Here is a 9052-nt window from a genome sequence, read left to right as displayed (position 1 = left end):
CGGGTTCCGACGGCGATCGACGCCCTCGGAACCCGGCCGCGACGGTGGAGCGTCTCAGCGCTCGAACACCACCCGTCCGTCGAACACGGTCAGGTCGACCTCGACGCCCGTGATGTCATGCGGGTCCGTGGCCATCAGGTCGCGGTCCAGTACGCACAGATCCGCGACCTTTCCCACCTCGAGCGACCCCTTCCACGACTCCGCGAAGTCCTGCCGCGCCGCGTTGATGGTGTACGCCCGCAACGCCTCCGCCAGGCTCACACACTGGTCCGCGCCGCTCTGCCGGCCGCTGGCCTTGGACTCGCGGAGCAGCATCGCCGCCACCCCCAGACGCCAGTCGGGCTCGGTGACCGGCGCGTCCGAGCTCGCGCACACGGTGACACCGGCCTCGAACGCGGACCGCACGGGCCACTGGTACGCCGACCGCTCCGGCCCGACGACCTCGTCCATCAGATCCGAGATGGTCCACTTGATGGACGGGTTCATGTTCACGCCGTAACCGTGCGAAGCGAGCGCGGCCAGGCTCTTCGCGCCGATGAAGTCGCCGTGGATGACGTAGTGCCGGGCGTCGGTCCGCGGGCTCGCCGCGTTCGCGGCGACGAAGGCGTCCACGACGGTCTCGATGGCCCGATCGCCGGTGACGTGCACGCCGAGCTGGAAGCCGGCCTCGTGCGCGACGCGGATCATCTCCCGCAGCTCGTCCGCCTGGAGCGCGGGCGAGTCGCCGTGCACGCACAGGGCTCCGTGGCCGCCGTCGGGGTAGGGCTCGCTCATCCAGGCCGTACGGTTCGGAGGCACCCCGTCGCCGAAGATCTTGACGCCGATCGCCCGCAGCAGACGCGGATCCGCGCACTCGGGGCGCTGCAGCTCGGCCAGACCCTTGCGCACGTCGTCGGCCGAGCCGCCCATGGGAGCGGGCAGCAGCAACACGCTGACGCGGGCGTCGAGTTGACCCGAGGCGACGAGTTCGGCGTACGCGGTCCAGTTGTCGGTGCTCAGACCGCCGAAGAGGGTGCCGGCACCGCCGGGGCCGAGGCCCGGCTCGGTGTAGCTGGTGATGCCCCGGGAGTGGAGTTCGGTGACGACCCCGCGGATCGCCTGCCGCCGCTGGGCGATGGTGGGGGAGGGGAGCGCGGCCTGGACGAGACGCTGGGCGGCCTCGCGGAGGATGCCGGTGGGTTCGCCGTCGTCGTCGAGGTCGATGACACCGCCCGGCGGCGGCTCGGTCGCCGCGTCGATTCCGCAGGCGCGCAGGGCCGCGCTGTTGGCCCACACCATGTGCGCGGAGAAGTCGGTCAGACAGACCGGGTTGTGCGGTGCCGCCTCATCCAGGTCGCGGCGGTGCGGGAATCGCCGCGCGTCGGCCAGGCACTCCGCCAGATACCCCGGGTCCCAGCCCAGCCCTGTGATCCACTCGCCGGGCGCGGCGAACAGCGCCGCACCGGCGACGGCACGGGCGATGTCGGCGATGGATCCCACCGTCGGATGCCCGACGTCGAGCGCGAAGGGCGGCTTGGTCATCCCGTACGCGGCGCCGTGCAGATGCGAGTCGTTGATCCCCGGCAGCACGGTCCTGCCGTTCAGCTCGACGACCCTGGTCGACAGCCCGGCGAGGGCCCGCACCTCGACGTCCGTACCGACCGCGATGATCTCCCGGCCGCGTACCGCCACGGCCTCGGCGACGGTGAAGTCCGGGTCGACGGTGAGGACTTGGCCGCCGGTCAGAATGAGCGTGGGCGTGCTCTCAGTCACGGAAGGACCTTCCTGGTGGATGAAGTATGGGTCATCGGGTCGCCTTGGGGCCGAAGTACGCGAGTGCCGCGCCCGCCACCAGCGCCACGCCCTGGGCCATCAGCTGCCAGAACGTCGGGACGCTCAGCAGGGTGAGCCCGTTCTGCAGACACCCCAGGAACAGCACGCCGAGCAGGACGCCGAAGATCGATCCAGTGCCTCCGGTCAGGGCCACTCCGCCGAGCAGCACGGCGGTCAGCACGGTCAGTTCGAAGCCGGCACCCGAGGTCCCGGCCACGGCACTGTCGAGCACCGACGCCCTGATGGCCCCGGCCAGCGCGGCCGCCGCGCCGGTGAGGACGAACAGTGCGAAGGGCGTACGCCGGATGTTGATGCCGGACAGGTAGGCGGCCTCGCGGTTGACCCCGATGGCGAACACATGCCGCCCGGCCGGGGTGAGTGCCAGGAACAGGGCTCCCGCGGCGAGCACGAGCGCGGCGATGACGACGGGCGCCGCGATCCCGGCGATCCGGGCACCGCCGAGCCAGGCGAACCCGGTGCCGAAGTCGCTCAGCGGCAGCGGGAAGAGCTGCTGCGCGAGGCCGCGTACGGCGGTCAGCATGCCCAGCGTCACGATGAACGCCGACAGGCCGAGATAACAGCACAGGACGCCGTTCACGGCACCGACCGCCGCGCCGGCCGCCAGCGCGCCGAGCACCGCCACCACTGGCGACTGCCCCTGCTGCCCCGCGAGCCAGCCGCCCACAAGACCGCCGAGCGCGAGTGTCGAGCCGACCGACAGATCGAGGTAGCCGCTGATGACCAGCAGGGCCAACGGCACGGCCACGATGGCGATGGTCGCCGCGTCGGTGGCGATCCCGCGCAGATTGGCGGTGTCGACGAAGCTGCCCGTCGACAGCTGGAAGACCAGCACCATCGCCACGAGTACGACGACCAGAGGGTGACGGCGGACTGCCGTCAGGCTGCCGGAGGCGAGGGCGCGCGGGTTGGTCCGCAGCGGGCTGTCGACTGTGGTGGTGGTCATGGTGCTCCTTCGGCGGTGCCGGAGCCGACGGGGTCGGAGTCGGCGGGGGTGTGCGTGTCGTGGACGGCCGACAGCAGAGCCTCTTCGGTGAGTTCCGTACCGGACAGCTCAGCGACTACGCGTCCGTGGGCGACGATCAGACAGCGGTGCGCGAGCGCCACGATCTCCTCGGGGTCGCTGGAGGCGAACAGCACCGCTGTGCCCCGCTCGGCGGCCAGCCCCTCCACCACCTGGTAGATCTCCTGCCGGGCCCCGACGTCGACACCCTGGGTCGGTTCGTCGAGCAGCAGCACGTCGGTGCCACGCGCCTCGTTGATCCAGCGGCCGAGGACCAGCTTCTGCTGGTTGCCGCCGGAGAAGGCCGCCGCGGGCAGCTTCGGCCGGGCGGGCCGCAGACCGACGGCCGACGCCAGCGCGTCGAAGGTCCGCCGCTCGGCGCGCAGGGACCGAAGCCCGCCGCGGGCGAGCGGCCGTACGGCCGGCAGCAGCACGTTGTCCTGTGCGCTGAGCGTGGCGAACAGGCCCTGCCCGCGCCGGTCCGCGGGCACCAGGGCGATCCCGGCGGCCAGCGCCTCGGCGGGCCGCGCGGGAGCGACCGGACGGTCCCCGACGCGCACGGTCCCGCCCGACCTGCGGCGCCTGCCGAAGAGCGTCTCCAGAATCCGCGTACGACCGGAGCCGATGAGCCCGTACAGCCCGACGATCTCGCCGCCCGCCACGTCGAGGCCGACCGGTCCGAAGCCGGGCCCGGTCAGGCCGTCCACGGCCAGCAGGGGCGCGGAGCGGGGATCGGGTTCGGGATGCGTTCCGTCGGGCAGTGCGGTTGCCCGTCCCTCAGCCGCGGGTTTCGGCTGGAGCAGTCGGTTCGGCCTGGGCGTCGCCGCGCGCCCCTGTCCCACGATCGTGTCGACCAACTGCTTGCGGCTGTGTCCCGACACCGGGGAGTGGAAGTCGACCCGTCCGTCCCGCAGGACGGTCACCGCGTCCGCGAGGCGTTCGACCTCCGACAGCAGATGCGTGACGTAGACGATGGCCAGGCCCTGGGTGCGCAGGTCCTCGACGCGTTCCGCCAGGGCGTCGCTCTCGGTGCCGGACAGCGCCGCGGTCGGCTCGTCCAGGACGAGGACCGACGCACTGCGGCTCAGCGCCTTCGCGATCTCGACCAACTGCCGTTGCCTCATGGGCAGTTCACCGACCCGGTCGCGCGGCGAGCAGCTCGCGGCGACCCGTTCCAGGAGACCGGCGGCGAGCGTCTCCTGGGCGCGGCGGTCGACCGTGCCGTAACGCGTCCACTCCTGGCCGAGGAAGATGTTCTCGGCCACGGTGAGCGAGTCGACGACGCTCAGCGTCTGGAAGATGATCGCCACACCGGCCGCGATCGACTGACGCGGGCTCAGACGCGCGAACTCGACGCCGTCCACCTCGATCGTCCCCGCGTCCGGCGGAAACGCGCCGCCCAGGCACTTGATCAGGGTGGACTTGCCGGCGCCGTTGTGGCCCAGCAGGGCATGGACCTGGCCGGCCGGCACGGTCAGGTCGACGTCGTCGAGGGCCTTCACACCGCCGAAGGACTTGGTGAGCCCGCGGATCAGCAGGTTCGTCGGCGGACTGGTCGCAGTCGCGGTCGCAGTCGCACTCGTCTTCGCTGTCATGAGGCCCGCCTACGCGTTCTGGGCGAGCAGCGCGTCGATCTTCGCGCCGTCGCTCCGGCGGACCAGAGTGATCGGAACCTCCGCGCTCGGGTCCGCCTTCCCGGCGGCGACCGCGAGCGGTACGCCCACGATCGCGGCGGCGATGTCCTTCGGCGCGAGCGCCGCCGAGGCCCGGTAGAAGGTGCCCTGTTTGATCGCGAGGAGCGAGGGCGCGGAGCCGTCCTGGCCGCCGACGAACGTCTTGGCGTCGTCCTTCTTCCGGCCCGCCTGCTGGAGCGCCTTGTAACCGCCGTACGCGGCGGCGTCGGTGATGCCGAGGATGATGCTGAGATCCGGGTGCTTGGCGAGGATCGCGTTGGACTTCGACAGGCCGGTGTCCGGGTCGATCGCCTGCTCCCGGGCGACCACGTCCACGCCCGGCGCGAGCTTCGTGAACGCGTCGATCATGCCCTTCGTGCGCTCCCGGCCGAGCTGGATCGTGCTGTCGGTGAGGAATGCGACCTTGCCCTTCCCGCCCAGCTCCTCCTCGGCCCAGCGCGCGGCCGCCTCGCCGAGCAGCCGGCCGCCCTCCAGGAAGCTGAACTGGATGTCGGCGCTCTGGTTCTCCAGCGAACCGCCGTACGTCACCCAGATCAGCCCGGCGTCGAGTGCGGCCTTTGCGATCTTCTCCGTCGCCTCGAAGACCATCGGGAACGACACGATCGCCGGGACTTTCTGGGTGACCCAGGTGGTCAGGTTGGTGGCCTGCGTGTCGGCGTTGCTCGCGTCGCTCGTCGTGACCAGCGAGACGTCGTGCTTCTTCGCGGCTGCCGTGGAGAGCTTGACGAGGGTGGTGTAGAGCGGGAGTTGGGTGAACGGATAGTCGAGACCGATCTTCGTCAGACTCCTGGCCCCCGCCGGTGAGCCGTCCGCGGCCTTGCCGGCGGAGGCAGTCTTCTCCGGTCCCGCACAGCCCGCGGCGGCCAGTGCGGTGGCCGCCACCGCGCCCCCGGACAAGGTCAGGAAGCGCCTGCGGGAAGCTGGGCCGATGCGCGGTGGCTTGGTCATGCTGGGACCTCTCGACGGACCCTCGGCGGGTATCGCCGCTGGGATGTGGCGAACAGCAAAGACCCGTCGGACGCGCGCCGCCATCCGTACAAATACCGAGCCGGGTCCTGGGCCAGGTCGACAGGGCCCGGGGCAGTCGAGACGCTTGTGAACCGATCCGGTTACGACGTGGTGAATCGCTTGTCGAGGCCCCGGAAGACGCATATCGTTAGGGCCCAAACAACCCTGTGTTCACGGGCCACCGGAGGCTCGCATGCTCAGTCACCACCAGATCGCGGCCGCCACCCGCATCGGCATGCTCACCCGTGAGCGGGACACCGCAGCGGCCTGCGCGGAAGCCCTGCACACCCTCGCGAGGGCACTGCCCCAGGACGCCGCGACGGTGATCGGGCTCGATCCGCTCACGGGAGCCCACGTCCAGGTGGCCGGCATCGGCTACACACCGGAGATCTCCGCGGCGCTGGCGGCGGAGTTCGTCGAAACCCCGTGGTTCCGCAATGTCGTCACCCAGCCCCTGCCGCCCTCCATCTCCGAGGACTCGGCCTCCGACACGGCAGAGGAGCGCTTCCGCAACGGCTGGTTCTACGCGGAACGCGTACGCCCCGCCGGCTTCCGCGACGGCATGACCGGCGCCCTTCGCCACCACGGCCGCTACGTCGGCCTGGTCCATCTCTCCACGGAGCGGGCCGGCGCGTACGACACCGAGGCGCGCCACCTGCTCGCCTCGGTCATGCCCGCCCTGGCGGCGATCGCCGACCCCACGGCCTGGACCGGCGAGCTCCACGAGCTGCCCGGGACGGCGGCGGCCGCGCTCGCCACCACGGACGGTGTCATCGACCTGCCCGGCCGGACCCGGCCGCGCGTCCTCGAAGACGACGCGTTCCGCACCCTGCTCCGGGCCTTCGACACCACACACGGAGAACGGCTGCGGCTGCTGTGGCCGGTGGGCCGCGACTGGTGCCGGGTCGTGCTCCACCGCCACGGACACGGCTTCGGCGTCCTCCGGCAGGCGGTCCTCGTGCACGAGACGCCGACCGGTCTCCCGTACGGGCTGAGCCCCCGCGAACTGGAAGTGCTCACCCGGGCGGCCATGGGCCAGACCAACCACGCCATCGCACAAGGGCTGTTCCTCTCCCCGCGCACCGTGCACAGCCATGTCGAGCACATGCTCCGCAAGACCGGCACCGCCTCCCGCGCCGAAGCCACGGCCCTCGCGGTACGGGACGGGCTGCTGCGCCCGGCGCCCGAGGACCTGGCGCACTTCGTCGAGAGGCATCCGGACGGCTGCTGACGTGCTCAGACAGCGCAGTGTGACGTCCGAATCCCGCCAGCATCCGTGATCGGAACACGCCATCGTTGGAGGTGGCAGGAAAACGGATGAAAGGGAGGCGACGATGACCGCCTTTACGACGATCGACAGCCCGCTGGGCGAACTGCTCCTGGTCGGTGAAGAGACCCGGGACGGCGTGACGTTGACGTCGCTGTCCATGCCAGGACAGCGGAACGCCCCCACGGTGAGGACCGGTTGGCGGCGAGAGCCGGACCGCTTCGCGGACATCACCCGTCAGCTGACCGCCTACTTCGCCGGTGAACTCACCGAGTTCGACATCGAGTTCACCCCGGGCGGCACGGACTTCCAGCAGCGCGTGTGGCATGCCCTGGAGGAGATCCCGTACGGCACGTCGACCACGTACGGCGTACTCGCCGAGCGGCTCGGCGTACCCCGTGAGCGGATCCAGGCCCTCGGCGCGGCGATCGGCGCGAACCCGCTGCTGCTGGTGCGCCCCTGCCACCGTGTGATCGGCGCGGACGGCCGCCTGCGCGGCTACGCCGGCGGCGTGGCGCGCAAGGTCCAACTCCTCACCCACGAGGGCGTCCTGCAGTCGACCCTCCTCTGAGACCCGCGCGCGTCCCGTCGGACGAACCAGCTCCGACGGAACCACGAAGGAAACCTCCACCATGAACGACACCACGCACCCGGCGACCCGTGTCGCAGCACAGGACTGGGCCGCCCTGACCGACGACCTCGACGAGTACGGCAACGCGCTCACCGGACAACTCCTCACGCCCGAGCAGTGCCACCGGATCGCCGCCCTGTACGACGAGGACGACCGCTTCCGCACGACCATCGACATGGCCCGCCACCGCTTCGGCTCCGGCCAGTACCGCTACTTCACGCACGAACTGCCGGACGTGGTAAGGGAGTTGCGCGAGGCCTTCTATCCACGTCTGCTGCCCGTCGCCCGCGACTGGGCCGAGAAACTGGGCCGACCCGCCCCCTGGCCCGACACGTTGGGGGAGTGGATGGCGATGTGCCACGCTGCCGGCCAGTCCAAGTCCGCGCAGATCCTGCTGCGTTACGGGCCGGGCGACTGGAACGCCCTGCACCGGGACGTGTTCGGCGACATGCTCTTCCCGCTCCAGGTCGTGATCGGCCTCGACACCCCGGGAACCGACTTCACGGGCGGCGAGTTCATCATGACCGAGCAGCGCCCGCGCGCCCAGTCCAGGGGATCCTCAACCACCCTGCCCCAGGGCCACGGACTGATCTTCACCACCCGCGACCGGCCGGTGGCCTCCAAACGGGGGTGGTCCACCGGCCCCATGCGGCACGGCGTGAGCACGGTCCGCTCAGGGCGCCGGCGCACCCTCGGCCTGGTCTTCCACGACGCCAAATGACCACCAAGGCCGCGGACATGACAGCGGCCCGCCCGCGCCCTCCGAAACTCCGTTGCCCGGCCGCCCCGCGGATGCTGGAGTGACGGAATGGATCACGAAGCGGTACTGGCACTGTTCGACCGGGACATGCGCGAGCGCGCGCGACCCTACGGCCCCGACTCCGTGGTGGAGCGCGTGGCCGGAGTGGTGCGGCACGTCGGACCCGAGAAGGGCTGGAACGGAGTGCTCTGGTCGGACCTCACAGAGGCCGACGCGGACGCGGCGATCGCCGAGCAGGTGCGCTACTTCGCGGGGCTGGGCCGCGAGTTCGAGTGGAAGCTGTACGGGCACGACCGGCCCGTCGACCTGGGCCGACGGCTGCGCGCGGCCGGCTTCACGCCCGATCCCGAGGAGACACTGATGATCGCCGAGGTCGACGAGCTGGACCTCGACGTCCGGCTGCCGCAGGGCATCGAACTGCGGCCCGTCACCGACGCCGCGGGCGTCGACCTCATGGCCGACGTCCATGAGCAGGCCTTCTTCGGCACGGACAGCTCCCGGCTCCGCCACCTCCTGCTCACCCAGCTCGCCGAGGAGCCGGACACCGTGGTCGCGGTCGTGGCCCTCGCCGGTGACGTGCCGGTGAGCTCGGCCCGTATGGAGCTCACGCCCGGCACGCGGTTCGCGGGCCTGTGGGGCGGTGGCACCGTCGAGGCCTGGCGCGGCCGCGGCATCTACCGCGCCCTGGTCGCCCACCGTGCCCGTATCGCCGTCGAGCGCGGCTACCGCTACCTCCAGGTCGACGCCTCCGACGAGAGCTGCCCCATCCTCGAACGACTCGGCTTCGTCCCGCTGACGACGACCACGCCGTACATGTACGCAGTCCCGTAGCAGGGCGCGGCGGGGGCCACGGGCCGGT

Annotated in this window: 8 protein-coding genes; 4 read left to right on the top strand and 4 right to left on the bottom strand. The window is 71.3% G+C overall.

Going from position 1 to position 9052, the window contains the following annotated elements; translation table 11 throughout:
* Positions 1-54 precede the first annotated feature (54 nt).
* The 4 genes from GAS53_RS18385 to GAS53_RS18370 are packed head-to-tail and all read right to left on the bottom strand — an operon-like array spanning position 55 to position 5475.
* The gene (locus GAS53_RS18385; RefSeq protein WP_151478713.1) at positions 55-1752 is read right to left on the bottom strand and encodes an amidohydrolase; all 1698 of its coding nucleotides are present in this window, start codon (positions 1750-1752) and stop codon (positions 55-57) included.
* A 31-nt stretch (positions 1753-1783) separates the two neighbouring features.
* Complete coding sequence (locus GAS53_RS18380; protein WP_151478712.1) at positions 1784-2776, bottom strand: ABC transporter permease; 993 nt, start codon at positions 2774-2776, stop codon at positions 1784-1786.
* Complete coding sequence (locus GAS53_RS18375; RefSeq protein ID WP_151478711.1) at positions 2773-4428, bottom strand: sugar ABC transporter ATP-binding protein; 1656 nt, start codon at positions 4426-4428, stop codon at positions 2773-2775. Before GAS53_RS18375 ends, GAS53_RS18380 begins: the two co-directional genes overlap by 4 nt.
* A gap of 9 nt (positions 4429-4437) precedes the next feature.
* Positions 4438-5475: a sugar ABC transporter substrate-binding protein gene (locus GAS53_RS18370; RefSeq protein WP_151478710.1), complete on the bottom strand. Its 1038-nt coding sequence runs from the start codon at positions 5473-5475 to the stop codon at positions 4438-4440.
* A 253-nt stretch (positions 5476-5728) separates the two neighbouring features.
* Between GAS53_RS18370 and GAS53_RS18365 the strand changes: the two genes are divergently transcribed.
* The 4 genes from GAS53_RS18365 to GAS53_RS18350 all read left to right on the top strand — a co-directional run bounded on the left by GAS53_RS18365 (position 5729) and on the right by GAS53_RS18350 (position 9024).
* Positions 5729-6766, top strand: coding sequence for a helix-turn-helix transcriptional regulator (locus tag GAS53_RS18365; RefSeq protein WP_151478709.1), 1038 nt, complete (start codon positions 5729-5731; stop codon positions 6764-6766).
* Between the two features lie 103 nt (positions 6767-6869).
* Positions 6870-7373, top strand: a complete 504-nt coding sequence (locus tag GAS53_RS18360) for a methylated-DNA--[protein]-cysteine S-methyltransferase (RefSeq protein ID WP_151478708.1) — start codon at positions 6870-6872, stop codon at positions 7371-7373.
* 61 nt (positions 7374-7434) lie between these two features.
* The gene (locus GAS53_RS18355) at positions 7435-8154 is read left to right on the top strand and encodes a 2OG-Fe(II) oxygenase (protein WP_151478707.1); all 720 of its coding nucleotides are present in this window, start codon (positions 7435-7437) and stop codon (positions 8152-8154) included.
* A gap of 87 nt (positions 8155-8241) precedes the next feature.
* Positions 8242-9024: a GNAT family N-acetyltransferase gene (locus tag GAS53_RS18350; RefSeq protein ID WP_151478706.1), complete on the top strand. Its 783-nt coding sequence runs from the start codon at positions 8242-8244 to the stop codon at positions 9022-9024.
* Positions 9025-9052 lie beyond the last annotated feature (28 nt).

This window comes from Streptomyces albicerus (assembly GCF_008905045.1).
GTDB classification, from domain to species: domain Bacteria; phylum Actinomycetota; class Actinomycetes; order Streptomycetales; family Streptomycetaceae; genus Streptomyces; species Streptomyces albicerus.
The sequence above is the reverse complement of the archived record's forward strand: the minus strand, read 5'-3'. Positions and strand labels throughout refer to the sequence as shown.

Coding starts and splice junctions, on each gene's coding strand:
- GAS53_RS18380 (WP_151478712.1), bottom strand. CDS start 2,776: ATGACCACCACCACAGTCGACAGCCCGCTGCGGACCAACCCGCGCGCC.
- GAS53_RS18375 (WP_151478711.1), bottom strand. CDS start 4,428: ATGACAGCGAAGACGAGTGCGACTGCGACCGCGACTGCGACCAGTCCG.
- GAS53_RS18370 (WP_151478710.1), bottom strand. CDS start 5,475: ATGACCAAGCCACCGCGCATCGGCCCAGCTTCCCGCAGGCGCTTCCTG.
- GAS53_RS18365 (WP_151478709.1), top strand. CDS start 5,729: ATGCTCAGTCACCACCAGATCGCGGCCGCCACCCGCATCGGCATGCTC.
- GAS53_RS18360 (WP_151478708.1), top strand. CDS start 6,870: ATGACCGCCTTTACGACGATCGACAGCCCGCTGGGCGAACTGCTCCTG.
- GAS53_RS18355 (WP_151478707.1), top strand. CDS start 7,435: ATGAACGACACCACGCACCCGGCGACCCGTGTCGCAGCACAGGACTGG.
- GAS53_RS18350 (WP_151478706.1), top strand. CDS start 8,242: ATGGATCACGAAGCGGTACTGGCACTGTTCGACCGGGACATGCGCGAG.